Origin of the sequence: Actinobacillus delphinicola, assembly GCF_900638385.1 — a bacterium.
GTDB lineage: Bacteria > Pseudomonadota > Gammaproteobacteria > Enterobacterales > Pasteurellaceae > Actinobacillus_C > Actinobacillus_C delphinicola.
Genome location: NZ_LR134510.1, coordinates 1,472,238 through 1,485,772 on the forward strand (window position 1 = coordinate 1,472,238; position 13,535 = coordinate 1,485,772).

General features: G+C 37.2%; 16 protein-coding genes and 1 pseudogene. 5 read left to right on the forward strand and 12 right to left on the reverse strand.

Annotation, left to right across the window (positions count from 1 at the left end):
* Positions 1 to 43 precede the first annotated feature (43 nt).
* Together nagK and EL259_RS06920 are read left to right on the forward strand one after the other, a co-directional pair.
* A complete protein-coding gene (gene nagK / locus EL259_RS06915; protein WP_126600231.1) occupies positions 44 to 955 on the forward strand; it encodes an N-acetylglucosamine kinase in 912 nt (303 codons plus the stop codon).
* Positions 956 to 1,161: 206 nt separating this feature from the next.
* Positions 1,162 to 2,574: pseudogene (locus EL259_RS06920) on the forward strand (alanine/glycine:cation symporter family protein); the annotation flags it as partial.
* 149 nt (positions 2,575 to 2,723) lie between these two features.
* On the opposite strand, the gene frdD reads toward EL259_RS06920, so the two are convergent.
* Genes frdD through frdA form a run of 4 tightly spaced genes read right to left on the reverse strand, consistent with a single transcriptional unit; the run spans position 2,724 to position 6,106 of the window.
* Entirely contained in the window at positions 2,724 to 3,065 is a 342-nt protein-coding gene (gene frdD, locus EL259_RS06925) for a fumarate reductase subunit FrdD (RefSeq protein ID WP_126600233.1), read from the reverse strand.
* A gap of 16 nt (positions 3,066 to 3,081) precedes the next feature.
* Complete coding sequence (frdC, locus tag EL259_RS06930) at positions 3,082 to 3,492, reverse strand: fumarate reductase subunit FrdC (RefSeq protein ID WP_126600235.1); 411 nt, start codon at positions 3,490 to 3,492, stop codon at positions 3,082 to 3,084.
* A gap of 9 nt (positions 3,493 to 3,501) precedes the next feature.
* Positions 3,502 to 4,272, reverse strand: a complete 771-nt coding sequence (locus EL259_RS06935) for a succinate dehydrogenase/fumarate reductase iron-sulfur subunit (protein WP_126600237.1) — start codon at positions 4,270 to 4,272, stop codon at positions 3,502 to 3,504.
* Positions 4,265 to 6,106, reverse strand: coding sequence for a fumarate reductase (quinol) flavoprotein subunit (frdA, locus tag EL259_RS06940; protein ID WP_232019031.1), 1,842 nt, complete (start codon positions 6,104 to 6,106; stop codon positions 4,265 to 4,267). Before frdA ends, EL259_RS06935 begins: the two co-directional genes overlap by 8 nt.
* A 292-nt stretch (positions 6,107 to 6,398) precedes the next feature.
* Between frdA and epmA the strand changes: the two genes are divergently transcribed.
* A complete protein-coding gene (gene epmA / locus EL259_RS06945) occupies positions 6,399 to 7,442 on the forward strand; it encodes an elongation factor P--(R)-beta-lysine ligase (RefSeq protein ID WP_126600239.1) in 1,044 nt (347 codons plus the stop codon).
* 51 nt (positions 7,443 to 7,493) lie between these two features.
* Here epmA and EL259_RS06950 read toward each other — a convergent pair whose 3' ends face one another.
* The 5 genes from EL259_RS06950 to EL259_RS06970 form a co-directional block, all read right to left on the reverse strand.
* Complete coding sequence (locus EL259_RS06950) at positions 7,494 to 7,790, reverse strand: YciI family protein (protein ID WP_126600241.1); 297 nt, start codon at positions 7,788 to 7,790, stop codon at positions 7,494 to 7,496.
* A gap of 12 nt (positions 7,791 to 7,802) precedes the next feature.
* Positions 7,803 to 8,249: an acyl-CoA thioester hydrolase YciA gene (gene yciA / locus EL259_RS06955; RefSeq protein ID WP_126600243.1), complete on the reverse strand. Its 447-nt coding sequence runs from the start codon at positions 8,247 to 8,249 to the stop codon at positions 7,803 to 7,805.
* Positions 8,227 to 8,811: a septation protein A gene (locus tag EL259_RS06960; RefSeq protein WP_126600245.1), complete on the reverse strand. Its 585-nt coding sequence runs from the start codon at positions 8,809 to 8,811 to the stop codon at positions 8,227 to 8,229. Before EL259_RS06960 ends, yciA begins: the two co-directional genes overlap by 23 nt.
* A 9-nt stretch (positions 8,812 to 8,820) precedes the next feature.
* Positions 8,821 to 9,588: a hypothetical protein gene (locus EL259_RS06965; RefSeq protein WP_126600247.1), complete on the reverse strand. Its 768-nt coding sequence runs from the start codon at positions 9,586 to 9,588 to the stop codon at positions 8,821 to 8,823.
* Positions 9,589 to 9,723: 135 nt separating this feature from the next.
* Positions 9,724 to 10,062 carry a zinc ribbon domain-containing protein YjdM gene (locus tag EL259_RS06970; protein ID WP_126600249.1) on the reverse strand — a complete coding sequence of 113 codons (339 nt, stop codon included), beginning with the start codon at positions 10,060 to 10,062 and terminating at the stop codon, positions 9,724 to 9,726.
* 258 nt (positions 10,063 to 10,320) lie between these two features.
* On the opposite strand from EL259_RS06970, the gene ftnA (EL259_RS06975) reads away from it, so the two are divergent.
* Together ftnA (EL259_RS06975) and ftnA (EL259_RS06980) are read left to right on the forward strand one after the other, a co-directional pair.
* Positions 10,321 to 10,803, forward strand: a complete 483-nt coding sequence (ftnA, locus tag EL259_RS06975; RefSeq protein ID WP_126600251.1) for a non-heme ferritin — start codon at positions 10,321 to 10,323, stop codon at positions 10,801 to 10,803.
* Between the two features lie 11 nt (positions 10,804 to 10,814).
* A complete protein-coding gene (gene ftnA, locus EL259_RS06980) occupies positions 10,815 to 11,330 on the forward strand; it encodes a non-heme ferritin (protein ID WP_126600253.1) in 516 nt (171 codons plus the stop codon).
* Between the two features lie 53 nt (positions 11,331 to 11,383).
* On the opposite strand, the gene EL259_RS06985 is transcribed toward ftnA (EL259_RS06980), so the two are convergent.
* The 3 genes from EL259_RS06985 to pth are packed head-to-tail and all read right to left on the reverse strand — an operon-like array spanning position 11,384 to position 13,405.
* Positions 11,384 to 11,689, reverse strand: a complete 306-nt coding sequence (locus tag EL259_RS06985) for an HI1450 family dsDNA-mimic protein (RefSeq protein WP_126600255.1) — start codon at positions 11,687 to 11,689, stop codon at positions 11,384 to 11,386.
* A 9-nt stretch (positions 11,690 to 11,698) separates the two neighbouring features.
* Entirely contained in the window at positions 11,699 to 12,790 is a 1,092-nt protein-coding gene (ychF, locus tag EL259_RS06990) for a redox-regulated ATPase YchF (RefSeq protein WP_126600257.1), read from the reverse strand.
* 27 nt (positions 12,791 to 12,817) lie between these two features.
* Entirely contained in the window at positions 12,818 to 13,405 is a 588-nt protein-coding gene (gene pth / locus EL259_RS06995; protein WP_126600258.1) for an aminoacyl-tRNA hydrolase, read from the reverse strand.
* Positions 13,406 to 13,535 lie beyond the last annotated feature (130 nt).

Consider the following 13,535-nt stretch of genomic DNA (forward strand, 5'->3'; position numbering starts at 1 on the left):
AAATATATTAAAGCGTTATGACGTAGTAGGGACGATTGCTTTTATGTTATATGGAATAGATATTGGTGGCACTAAAATAGAAATTGCTGTATTTAGTGAAAACTTAGAAAAATTATATGCTGAACGTGTACCAACACCGCATGATAGTTATGAAAATTGGATTCAAACTATTGTTGAGCTTGTACAGAGAATGGATGATATTTTTTGTACGAAAGGGCAGGTAGGCGTAGGGATACCAGGATTTATTAGTAAAAATACGGGTATTGCCGAAATCAGTAATATTCCAGTGGCAAATAATCGTCCAATTTTACGTGATTTAACGCAAGCACTTGGTAGAGAAGTGCGAGGTGAAAATGATGCAAATTGCTTTGCCTTATCAGAAGCATTGGCCATTGATCCTGAAGGGAAAAAAAGCGTTTTAGGATTAATTTTAGGAACAGGATTCGGTGCAGGGTTTGTTTTTAATGGCAAACTTTATGCTGGCGAAAATGGAATGGCAGGAGAAATTGGGCATACGCCTTTAAGCTATCCTGCGATTCAGCTACTTGGCTGGGATAAAGCGCCGATTTATCAATGTGGATGTGGCAAAAAAGCTTGCTTAGATAGTTACTTATCTGGACGTGGTTTCGCGAGGTTGTACCAAGATATGTATGGGCAAGTAGCAACCGCACAATCAATTATTGAGCAATTTTATGCAGGAGATGTAAAGGCTGTAGCTTTTGTTGATTGCTTTATTGAACTTTGTGCGATGTCATTTGCAAGTATCATCACTACCCTTGATCCAAAAGTCATTGTACTTGGTGGTGGACTTTCAAACTTTGACTATCTTTACCAAGCTATACCTAAAAAATTGTCTGCATATTTATTACAGACTGCAAAAATACCTCGATTGCAAAAAGCTGAATTCGGAGATGCGGGCGGTGCTCGTGGTGCTGCCGCTCTCTGGATGAAATAAAATTAGAAATTTTTTAAAAAACCTTTTCAAAAAATAAGATTATTATATATTGGAAAGGTTTTTTTTATTTTTTTGAAAAAAATATTAAAAAAAATTATTTTATATTTAAAAATAAAAAGAAAGTCGCTAGAATGTCGGCTTTTATTTTTTGCATTAGCATTTTAATTGAAAAGGGAGAGTGAATTTTGTCTGATATTATTAATCATATGCAAGGGATTCTTGCATGGATCGTTGCCAATGTAGGTTCGCCCTTGTGGGATATTACGATTGTTGTACTTCTTGGAGTAGGGCTATTTTTCACAATTAGTACAGGATTGGTTCAGATTAGACTTTTCCCTGAGAGCTTACGTGAAATGTGGTTCGGACGTTCTGTTGATAGCGATGCCTTAACACCATTCCAAGCTTTTACGACTGGTCTTGCAAGCCGTGTTGGTGTAGGTAACATCGGTGGTGTTGCAATTGCAATTGCGACTGGTGGTGAAGGGGCCGTGTTCTGGATGTGGGTAACAGCCTTAGTGGGAATGTCTAGTGCATTTGCAGAATCTTCATTGGCACAGCTTTATAAAGTAAGAAATCCAGACGGTAGTTACCGTGGTGGTCCAGCTTACTATATTACTAAAGGGCTTAAAGCTCATTGGATGGCGATTGCTTTTGCGATTGCACTTATTTTTACCTTCGGTTTTGCGTTCAATGCAGTGCAGTCTAATGCGATTGTTGAAGCAACTCGCAATGCATGGCATTGGAATCCGCAATATGTTGGTATTTCATTGGTAGTATTATCTGGTTTAATCATCTTTGGTGGGGTTAAACGTATCGGTCAGGTGTCTGCTGGTCTTGTTCCGCTGATGGCATTATTGTATTTAGTTATGGCTGCGGTCATTATGATTATGCACATCGATCGTATTCCTGGATTAATTGCACAAATTGTTGAAAGTGCATTTGATTTCCATGCAATGGCAGGTGGTATGTTCGGCGCAATCTTCTCAAAAGCAATGCTTTGGGGGATTAAACGTGGATTATTCTCAAATGAAGCAGGTATGGGATCTGCACCAAATGCAGCCGCATCCGCTTCTGTAAAACATCCAGCAAGCCAAGGTTTAATCCAAATGCTAGGTGTATTTGTGGATACTATCGTTGTATGTTCTTGTACTGCATTTATTATTTTATTATCAAATGCTTATGGTTCAGGATTAACAAATATTTCATTAACACAAGCAGCATTGAAATATCATGTTGGTGAATTTGGTGTGCATTTCTTAGCATTTATCTTATTGTTATTCGCATTTTCATCAATCATTGGTAACTACGCTTATGCAGAAAGCAATATTCGTTTTATTAAAAATAAACGTTCTGTTGTAATCGCATTCCGTTTAATCGTATTGTTCTTCGTATATTTTGGTGCGGTAAATGCAGCAAATATCGTTTGGAACTTTGCGGATACAGTAATGGCTGTTATGGCATTAATTAACTTAATTGCAATTGTATTATTAGCACCAGTAGTATGGGATCTATTGAAAGATTATAGCGGTCAATTACGTGCGGGCATTCGTGAACCAGTATTTAATATCCATGAACATCCAAAACTTATTAAACGTGGTGTTGATCCTAAAATTTGGGAAGATAATCCAGAAACAAATATTGTGATTCAAGATATTGATAACGACGCTACATCGTTAAATGAACAGCGTTTAATGGATGCTGAATAATTAAATTTTATTAATAAAAGAAAACCGAGTCTTAGTGACTCGGTTTTTTATTAGATATGGTTTTATAGCACTGCAAAAATTGCAATGATGCTAAAGAGCGCGGCTAAGCCGTAGAAAATAGCTGCACTACCGTGAAGGTGTACTTTAAGATCGTGTAAACCATGATGGATACGGTGTAACGCACCCCACACAGGGAAAATTAATATGATAAGCATAATTAATTCACCCCACCATGAATGCATGAAGTTATAAATATTAGTAAGACCTTGTTCGCTGATTAGCCCAAACGGGATAAGAAAACCAACTGCTAAGATTAATACAGGGAAAACAATCGCACTAACAGTAGTACCAGCACCGAACATTAACCAAACTAAAGGTTCTTTAGAACGTTTTGGATCTTGCATTTTTACCTCCCCCGTTTTAGATCACAAGAAAAAATAATACTAGGAATGTCACGATAGCGGTAATCGCCCACATGATTCCTGTAATAATTTTTGGATTAAGTTTTTGATTATCAACAATAATATTAGTCACTTTTGGTGTCATATTGAAATAAGTAACGGTATTTAACATAGCCGCACCTAATGCCACGATATTAATGATAACCACGAGAGGATTTTGTAAAAAATGTACAAAGCTATAATAGCCTTGTAAAAAATCAAATCCTTCACGCACTAAGCAAATAGTGCCATAGAGTAGAACAATGCTAAACCAGAGTGAAAAAATCGCAGTGGCTTCACGTAACATATAATGTTTGTAGAAACTATTCTTTTTCCACCAGTCAGCATTCATTGGACGAATATATTCTTTACGTTTGCTTGTAGTAGGCATAGAACACTCCTATTTTCCAGGTTTTAGCATTGCAATGATAAAGTCTTTTGCACTTTCTACTTTACCTTGGTTGATTGCGGCAGCAGGATCCACATGTTTTGGACACACTTCAGAACAATAACCAACGAAAGTACAACTCCAAACACCATTATCGGTATTAAGCAGTTTCATACGTTCTGCTTGACCATGATCACGGTTATCTAAATTATAACGACGTGCAAGTGTGATTGCTGCTGGTCCTAAAAATTCGGGGTTTAAACCAAATTGTGGACAAGCGGCATAACATAAACCACAGTTGATACACATCGAAAATTGACGATATTTTTCTAACTGCGCAGGTGTTTGTTTGGTGCGACTTTTTGCCAATACATCAGAAGGATGAGGTTTACCATCAAGTGGTGGTGCTTCATTGCCAATGATGTACGGCTTAATGCTTTCTAAACTTTCAATAAAGTGGGTCATGTCCACAATCAAATCACGTTCAATCGGGAAATTACCAAGTGGTTCAATGCGCATATAACCACTGTAATCACGTAGGAAAGTTTTACATGCTAATTTAGGAATATTATTGACCATCATCCCGCAAGAACCACAAATTGCCATACGGCAAGACCAACGGTAAGAGAGAGTAGGATCAAGTTTATCTTTAATGTAGCCTAACGCATCAAGCAGAGAAGTTTGATTATCATAAGGCACTTGATAAGATTTAATATAAGGTTTTTCATCCACTTCTGGATCGTAGCGGAGAATATCAACTTTCATCATTGCATCATTAGCCATTATTTTTCTCCTTAGCTTGCGCATTTAACGCTTTTTCAGTCGCTGCTGCTTTTTCTGCAGCTTCGATTTTTTCAGCTTCTGCCCCGTAAACACGTTTCGCAGGTTTTGATGTAGTAATAGTTACATTACTATAATCAATGCGTGGCGTACCATCTGGAGAATAGAACGCAAGCGTATGTTTTAAGTAGTTTTCATCATCACGTTCGGTATAGTCTAAACGTTGATGGGCACCACGAGATTCTTTACGTTCAATAGCCGAACTTGAAATAGCTTGGGCAACGTCAAGGATATAGCCTAATTCAATGGCATAAAGTGCATTGGTATTGAAGATTTGAGAGTGATCTTCAATTTTGACTTTTTTGTAGCGTTCTTTTAATTCCGCAATTTTATCCACGGCTTGTTGCATACTTTCTTGAGTACGATAAATACCACAACCTTCTTCCATGGCTTGACCCATCTCATCACGGATACTTGACCAATTTTCATTACCTTCTTGTTTGTAGAGGGCTTCAAGACGAGCAATAACATCATTGGCTTGTTTATCTACAGCAGTTTGGTTAGCAAGTGGTGCTTCCATCGCATTTTGAGCGGCTTGTTCACCAGCAACACGACCAAGAACAACAAGTTCTGCTAGAGAATTTGAACCTAAACGGTTTGCACCATGAAGACCAGAAGATGCACATTCACCGACAGCGTATAGCCCCTTAATACGGGTTTCACAGTTTAAATCAACTTCAATACCACCCATTGTATAGTGAACCACAGGACGTACTGGAATTGGTGCATTAACTGGATTAACCCCTTCATAGGCTTGAGCAAGTTCGCAGATAAACGGCAAACGTTCGTGTAAATATTTTTCGCCTAAATGACGTAAGTCAAGATGAACGATATCAACACCTTTTGATGTTTTTAAAGTATTACCTTTTTTCCATTCTTGCCAGAAAGCTTGGGAGAGTTTGTCACGAGGACCTAACTCCATGTATTTGTTTTCTGGTTTGCCGATAGGTGTTTCTGGTCCAAGACCGTAATCTTGTAAATAGCGGTATCCATCTTTATTCACTAAGATACCACCTTCACCACGACATCCTTCGGTAATGAGGATACCTGTATTTGGTAAACCAGTAGGGTGATATTGGACAAATTCCATATCACGAAGTGGTACACCGTGACGGTAGGCCATAGAAAGACCGTCACCAGTTACGATACCGCCGTTGGTATTAAAGCGGAATGAACGACAACCGCCACCTGTAGCAATAACAACAGATTTAGCATTAATTTGGATAAGTTTGCCTTCCATCATATCAATGGCAACGACACCGCGTACACGACCATCATCGACGAGAATATCAAGGACGAAATGCTCATCAAAACGGTGAATTTGAGGGTATTGCATTGAAGTTTGGAAAAGGGTATGAAGAAGGTGGAAACCCGTTTTATCAGCGGCGAACCAAGTACGTTCAATTTTCATTCCACCAAAACGGCGAACGTTTACATCCCCATTTTGTTTACGACTCCAAGGACATCCCCAACGTTCAAGTTGGGTCATTTCTACTGGAGAATGTTTTACAAAATACTCAACAAGATCTTGTTCACATAGCCAGTCCCCCCCAGCTACGGTATCATGGAAGTGTTTTTCATAACTGTCTTCAGGTTTTATTACCGCAGCTGCGCCACCTTCAGCGGCAACAGTGTGACTACGCATTGGATAAACTTTGGAAATCAGTGCGATTTTTAGATTTGGATTTTCCTCTGCAGCAGCAATCGCAGTACGTAAACCGCCGCCGCCAGCACCCACAATCGCAACATCGACATTGATGGTTTCTTCGATTTGCACAGTATTCCTCCCAGAAATAAATATAGAAATTATTATAAAAAAATAAAAAATAAAGAGTGCTTAAATCCCTTTTTTAAGCAGGGATATTTTGCCACTTTTATAAATTTCTGATAACTGCAATATTCTAAAAATGTGATCTACTTCAAAATTTTTAGACGGAAAAAAGACGAGAATTTAGTCGGATATTGATAATAATTATCAACCTCTTGTTTTTGGATATTTTAATTTATAGCATATATAAATAATGCTAAAATAGCGTAAATTTGAAACGGATAAGGTGAGTAAAATTCTTATGATAGATAATAATCATGCATTAGTAAGTGAAGGAAAAGACACTCAAGATATTTCTTTAGATGAAAAATTAAAACAAGCAGAAAATACTTGGAAACCGAGCGCACCTATTAAAAATTTAATTGCTCGAGCGAAAATTATTGAACAAATCCGAACTTTCTTTCGTGCACGTGGATTGTTGGAGGTATCTACGCCTGTTTTAAGCGGCTATGGGGTAACTGATGTTCATCTTGTAACGTTTGAAACGGAATATCTTTCTCCTTATCAATCAAAATCGGAAACCCTGTATTTGATGACGAGTCCCGAATATCATATGAAACGTCTTTTAACGGCGGGAAGCGGCCCTATTTTTCAGCTTTGCCGAGTATTTCGTAATGAAGAAGCAGGGAAAAAGCATAATCCAGAATTCACGATGCTTGAATGGTATCGCCCATTTTTTGATATGTATCGTTTAATCAATGAAGTGGATGACTTATTGCAAGAAGTGCTGGATTGTGAACCAGCTGAAATGGTGAGTTATCAATTTATTTTCCAAGAATGTGTTGGATTAGATCCGCTTTCTTGTTCTGATGAGGAACTTGTGGCGAAAGCAAAAGAACATAATTTTATGGATGCTGAGGGTTCTGATCGAGATACCTTGTTAGAATTTTTATTTAGCACAGTAGTAGAGCCACAAATTGGACAAAATCAGCCAATTGCTGTTTATCATTTCCCTGCATCTCAAGCAGCATTGGCACAGCTTAGTTCAGAAGATTTACGTGTTGCAGAACGCTTTGAGTTTTATTATAAGGGCTTAGAATTAGCCAACGGTTTTACAGAACTGACAGATTATCGTGAACAACGTCATCGTTTTGAGGAGGATAATCGTGAGCGTGCACGTCTAGGACTGCCAGAGCAAGAAATTGATGTGCGTTTCTTAGCTGCCTTGAAAGCGGGTATGCCAAATTGTTCAGGTGTTGCACTTGGGGTAGATCGTTTATTAATGCTTGCATTGGGCGCATCCACCATTGGTGAAGTAATGGCATTTGACATTGAGCGTGCATAATGCATAAATTTTGATGAAAAAAGTGGCGTAGTAAAACTACGCCTTTTTTATTTAAAATACTTTTAGGAAAGGTTTTACAATAACTTGTTTGTAAACACCTGCATCGAAATAAGGATCAGCAGCAGCCCACGCTTTTGCCGCATCAAGGCTATCAAATTGAGCAATCACTGTTGAGCCTGTGAATCCCGCCTCGCCAGGTTTTTCATCGTCAATCGCAGGATTAGGTCCTGCAGTTAGCAGACGACCTTCAGAATCTAGCGCTTGTAAACGAGCAAGATGTTGCGTGCGTACGGCTAAACGTTTTTCTAAACTATTTGGGTGATCTTCAGCAAAAATTACATAATACATAATATTCTCCATTTAAGGGGCTAGTGCATGTTCTAATTCAGGGTTATTTTCACGAGGCACCTCACGAGGTTTACCTTCTTTATCGACCGCCACAAAAGTGAAAATAGCGGTTGTTACATGAAAACGTTCACCAATAGGTTCGACAGATACTTTTTTCGCCCATACATCAAGTTGCAATTTAATAGAAGAACGCCCAACGTGTAAACATTTCCCATAGCAACAAATAACGTCGCCGACTGCAACAGGATGTAAAAAAGTAATATTTTCAACGGAAACGGTAACAACACGACCGTGAGCAATTTCTTTTGCCAAAATGGCACCGCCGAGATCCATTTGTGACATAATCCAACCCCCGAAAATGTCACCATTTGCATTAGTATCAGCAGGCATTGCTACCGTACGCAATAATGGCATAGACGGATGCGAGAACGTAGGATTATTGTTTTGAGATAGGCTCATTTTTCTTTCCTTTAGAGATGTTTTCTTGAGAATTATCTTTAGGGAGATAACGATAAATATAAATACTGGTTACAATGGTTGCAATAAATGTTAATCCTGCAATACCAAAGGTTTTAAAATCGACCCAAATATTATCGGAAAAATATTGGCTAATATAGAGATTAAGCAACATACAGAAAATAAAGAAAATTGCCCAGCCAATATTAATTTTCTTCCAAACACTTTCAGGTAAAACAATTTCTTTCCCAAGCATTTCTCGCATTAGATTTTTCTTAAAGCCCAATTGACTGATAAGAAGAACTAGTGCGAATAATGCATAAATAAGCGTTACTTTCCATTTTAAGAAATTAAGTTCATCAAAATATGCAGTCAGAGATGCAAAGACAACCACAGAAATACCAAGAATAAGCGCTTGCTTATCAATTTTCTTGTAAATTAATTTAAGCAAGAGTAATTGAATGGCCGTAGCGATAACTAATGTAATTGCCGCATCACGAAGTCCCACTGTCTTATAGACGATGAAGAATAAAAGTAGTGGAATAAAATCCAGAATTTGTTTCATTATTTCCTCTTATTTATTTTCAACAGAAGACACAGAATTAACTTGCATAAAACAGGTATAAAAACGGTAAGTAAAGACTAATGAAAAGACATAAACTACCGAGCTTAACCAAATAAAAATAGGAGCTAGTACGGTATTATCTGCAAAAATATGTGCAATATTATTAGAAATAAATGGGAAAACTAAATAGTTAATTAAAAAGAAAACAATTAAATTTTTATTTTGACGTGCGCCAATAAGCCATACACGTTTAAAGCTATTTACAAAGCTATCCGCCGTAATTAAACAATCTACAAAGGTTAAGTTTAAACGGATAAAAATAAATAAACCTACAATACTGATAAGTAAAGAAGCAACAGAAGCACTGCCTTGTAAACTCGCAATAATAAGATTAACCGCCCCCATAAGTATTGGTAACGTGACGATTATCATAGTAAGAATTAGGGTTAAAATCTTTTTTGAAAAAATATAAAAAATGGCTTGCCAATTCGTAGTTTTTTGGTAGCTAATTTGATGCACACGTAAGATAGTGAAAGCATACAAAATAACATTAAGTAGCAAGCTAATAATAGCGAGTCCTAAAATTGAACGTGTAAAAACAAATTCACCTGGTTGAATATTAATACCCGAAGCAAAAGCTGGATTTATTTGTCCAAACAGGAAATTTAAAACTAAAATTTCAACAGAAAAAATAAGACTAAAATTAAGTAAAAATTTCGGCTTATTGCGCACAAAATTTAAACTATCACGAAAGATTACAGTAAAATTTATCGGCATACGATATTCCATTTATAAAATAGGGTGTTAATTATACTAAACATCGTGATGTAACACGATACGGTCATTTGGCTTATTTTATTAAATCTCATAGAAAAATACCGCACTATTGGCGGTATTTTCAAGAGATTAGACCTATGCTTTTTTCAAAAATTCAGATTTAAGCGAGAAGCTTTGACCATCGATTTTACAATCTACATCATGATCGGCATCCATTAAACGGATATTTTTTGCTTTAGTTCCTTTTTTCAATACGATTGAAGAACCTTTCACTTTTAAATCTTTAATAAGGATAACGGAATCACCATCTTGTAAGATGTTACCATTACTGTCTTTTACAACGAATTCATTGCTGTCTTGTTCAGCAACTTCTTCACCACTCCATTCATAAGCACAATCTGGACATACAAATTGGATGCTATCGTGGTAAACGTATTCGCCATGGCATTTTGGGCAATTTGGCATATCTTGCATAATTTTTCCTTATTTTTTACTTAAAATATTAAAGGGGAGCGATTATAGCAAAAAAGCAATGTGTTACGAAAGGAGAAAGCAAAGAAATGCGGATGGAAAAAGAAAAAAGATAAAAATCATTCCTATATCCAATTCGTAAATAAAAACAGTTTTTATTAAAAATTCCTTTAAAATTAAAGAGTTATTTTATTTATTAAGTTGCAAAAAAATAAATACTGATTAAAATAAAGGCGTTTAATGAAGAAAGAGGAACAGATTATGTTAGATCAAGCGGTCACGGCTAAATTAAATGAGCAAATTAATTTAGAGTATTATTCATCCAATGTTTATTTACAAATGAGTGCATGGTGTGCACAAAAAGGCTTTGAAGGGGCAGCAGCCTTTTTACTTCGTCATGCTAATGAAGAAATGATGCATATGCAAAAATTATTTGGTTACATCAGCGAAACAGGTGGCATGCCATTGCTTGGTGAAATTGCTGCACCTAAAGCAGATTTTTCGACTCTAAGAGAAGTGTTTGAAATGACATTAGAGCATGAAAAATTGGTAACACGTAAAATTAATGAATTGGTCGATCTGACTATTCAAAAAGATCACGCTACATTCCAATTCTTACAATGGTATGTCGCAGAACAACATGAAGAATTAAAATTATTCAATATGATTTTGGATAAATTTAATCTCCTCGGTGAAAGCGGACAAGCACTATATTTTATTGATAAAGATTTAGCGACACTATAAGAGGTAAGATTATGTTAACTCAAAACGTGATTAACTTATTAAATGCACAGATGAATTTAGAAATGTACTCATCAAATTTATATTTACAAATGAGTGCATGGTGTGAACAACAAGGCTTTGAAGGTGCGGCAAAATTTTTATCAGAACACGCCGCAGAAGAAATGCTTCACATGCATAAACTTTTTACTTATCTAACAGAAACGGGTGCACTTGCCGTAATTGGTAAAATTGCTGAACCGCCACATCAATTCGACTCTTTAAAACAAGTGATGGAATTAACTTATGAACATGAACAGTTAATTACTCGTTCAATTAATGAGTTGGTGGGGACAACATTAGCTGAAAAAGATTATTCTGCGTTTAATTTCTTGCAATGGTACGTTGCGGAACAACACGAAGAAGAAAAATTGTTTAGCACAATTTTAGATAAATTTGCCATTCTTGGCGATGCAGGCGAAGCAGACTTCTTTGTGGATAAATACCTCGGCACGATTCAACACGATTGCGCAGCGGCACCACAAAAATAATATAAAACACGCCCTAATTTTCAAAAAATTTTATGAAAATTGGGGCGTAATCGTTACCAAATCATGTGAAAATCAGGTTCGGATTGATCGTAATTGATCAAACATTTTGCGAAAACGTGACGCATTTGTCCTTCCGCATCGGTTAAACCAATCCATACTTCAGCGAATTGTTCAGGATCAATCAGCACACCGATTTCTTCTTCCCAATTTTCTGCCGTATCAAATAATGCGATTTCACCACATTCGGCAAATTTTTCATTAAATAAGGCAATTTCTTGGGCAGATAAATTTTCGCCTGCCATTTCAAGAAAAATCTCGTAAGCGAGATCGAGTAATGCCTCATCTGTCATTTTTTGCATAAAATAACCTTAAACGTTGAAACGGAAATGCATGATATCGCCATCTTGAACGATATAATCTTTTCCTTCTAAGCGCCATTTACCCGCATCTTTCGCGCCAGCTTCACCTTTACAATCGATGAAGTCTTGGTAAGCGATAACTTCCGCACGGATAAAGCCTTTTTCAAAGTCAGTGTGGATAACTGCCGCTGCTTTTGGCGCAGTTGCCCCTACAGAAACTGTCCAAGCACGTACTTCTTTTACCCCAGCAGTGAAGTAAGTTTGAAGATTAAGAAGTTTATAGCCTGCACGAATCACACGGTTTAAACCTGGTTCTTCGATACCAAGATCTGCTAAAAATTCATCACGTTCTTCATCGTCTAATTCTGCGATTTCTGCTTCGATAGCCGCACAAACTGGCACAACCACTGCACCTTCTTTTTCCGCAATTTCACGTACTTTGTCTAAGTATGGGTTATTTTCAAAACCATCTTCGTTTACGTTTGCGATGTACATGGTTGGTTTAAGAGTTAAGAAGTTATAGCCTTTGATCGCTTTTAATTCGTCTTCGTCTAACTCCACAGAACGAATCATGCCTGCTTCTTCAAGGACAGGTAAGATTTTTTCCATAACAGATAATTCAAATTTCGCATCTTTATCGCCACCTTTAGCACGTTTTTGTAAACGTTGAATGGCACGTTCACAGCTATCTAAGTCCGCAAGTGCTAATTCAGTATTGATGGTTTCGATATCATCTAATGGATTGATTTGACCTGCAACGTGTACGATATCGTCATTTTCAAAGCAACGTACAACGTGACCGATTGCATCAGTTTCACGGATATTGGCTAAGAATTTGTTACCAAGACCTTCACCTTTACTCGCACCAGCAACTAAACCTGCAATATCAACAAATTCCATAGTAGTTGGTAAAACACGTTCTGGTTTCACGATTTCTGCGAGAGCATCTAAACGTGGATCTGGCATTGGAACCACACCCGTATTAGGTTCGATTGTACAGAATGGATAGTTAGCGGCTTCAATACCCGCTTTGGTTAATGCATTAAAAAGGGTGGATTTCCCAACGTTTGGAAGTCCAACGATACCACATTTAAATCCCATAATTTTTCCTTGTTTTGATAAATACGTTTATTCTGCTTTAAAACTATTTAAGCGTGTTGTCGCCTTGGTTATCCCATCTTTGAATAGGATAGGTAAACAGCGCACGGCTTCATCAAGGGCTTCATCAATTTTCTTTTGATCAGCTGGTGCAGGTTTGCCTAAAACATAACTGGTGACCAAATTACGATCGCCTGGATGACCAATCCCAATACGCAAGCGGTAGAAATTTTTATTATTGCCAAGGGCTGCAATGATATCTTTCAAGCCATTATGCCCACCGTGACCACCGCCTAGTTTGATTTTCGCCACGCCTGCTGGTAAATCCATTTCATCGTGCGCAACGAGAATTTCTTCAGGTTTGATGCGGTAAAAATTTGCCATCGCACCCACCGCTTTACCACTTAAATTCATAAAAGTAGTGGGTAACAAAAAGCGAACTTCTTGACCATCAATCATTGCACGTGCTGTTTTTCCGAAAAACTTTGGCTCATCTTTTAAAGAAAAACCATAACGACGGGCAACTTCCTCAATAAACCAGGCACCCGCATTGTGGCGAGTATCAGCATATTTTTCACCAGGATTGCAAAGTCCCACGATTAATTTAATTTCTGACATTTTAAAGCTCGTGATAGGTAATAAAAAACACGCCATTCTAGCCGAAAAACCTGATTTTCTCAATCAAAGAACAACATAAATAAAAATCTCACACCCCGTTTTTCGTAAAAATTTTTATGAAAATGGGGGC

Bases quoted from the DNA above. Each gene is read 5' to 3' on its own strand.
- EL259_RS06935 (WP_126600237.1), bottom strand. From the start codon at position 4,272: ATGGCTAATGATGCAATGATGAAAGTTGATATTCTCCGCTACGATCCA.
- epmA (WP_126600239.1), top strand. From the start codon at position 6,399: ATGATAGATAATAATCATGCATTAGTAAGTGAAGGAAAAGACACTCAA.
- EL259_RS06970 (WP_126600249.1), bottom strand. From the start codon at position 10,062: ATGCAAGATATGCCAAATTGCCCAAAATGCCATGGCGAATACGTTTAC.
- frdC (WP_126600235.1), bottom strand. From the start codon at position 3,492: ATGCCTACTACAAGCAAACGTAAAGAATATATTCGTCCAATGAATGCT.
- pth (WP_126600258.1), bottom strand. From the start codon at position 13,405: ATGTCAGAAATTAAATTAATCGTGGGACTTTGCAATCCTGGTGAAAAA.
- ftnA (WP_126600251.1), top strand. From the start codon at position 10,321: ATGTTAGATCAAGCGGTCACGGCTAAATTAAATGAGCAAATTAATTTA.
- nagK (WP_126600231.1), top strand. From the start codon at position 44: ATGTTATATGGAATAGATATTGGTGGCACTAAAATAGAAATTGCTGTA.
- frdD (WP_126600233.1), bottom strand. From the start codon at position 3,065: ATGCAAGATCCAAAACGTTCTAAAGAACCTTTAGTTTGGTTAATGTTC.
- yciA (WP_126600243.1), bottom strand. From the start codon at position 8,249: ATGAGCCTATCTCAAAACAATAATCCTACGTTCTCGCATCCGTCTATG.
- EL259_RS06950 (WP_126600241.1), bottom strand. From the start codon at position 7,790: ATGTATTATGTAATTTTTGCTGAAGATCACCCAAATAGTTTAGAAAAA.
- EL259_RS06965 (WP_126600247.1), bottom strand. From the start codon at position 9,588: ATGCCGATAAATTTTACTGTAATCTTTCGTGATAGTTTAAATTTTGTG.
- EL259_RS06960 (WP_126600245.1), bottom strand. From the start codon at position 8,811: ATGAAACAAATTCTGGATTTTATTCCACTACTTTTATTCTTCATCGTC.
- ftnA (WP_126600253.1), top strand. From the start codon at position 10,815: ATGTTAACTCAAAACGTGATTAACTTATTAAATGCACAGATGAATTTA.
- ychF (WP_126600257.1), bottom strand. From the start codon at position 12,790: ATGGGATTTAAATGTGGTATCGTTGGACTTCCAAACGTTGGGAAATCC.
- EL259_RS06985 (WP_126600255.1), bottom strand. From the start codon at position 11,689: ATGCAAAAAATGACAGATGAGGCATTACTCGATCTCGCTTACGAGATT.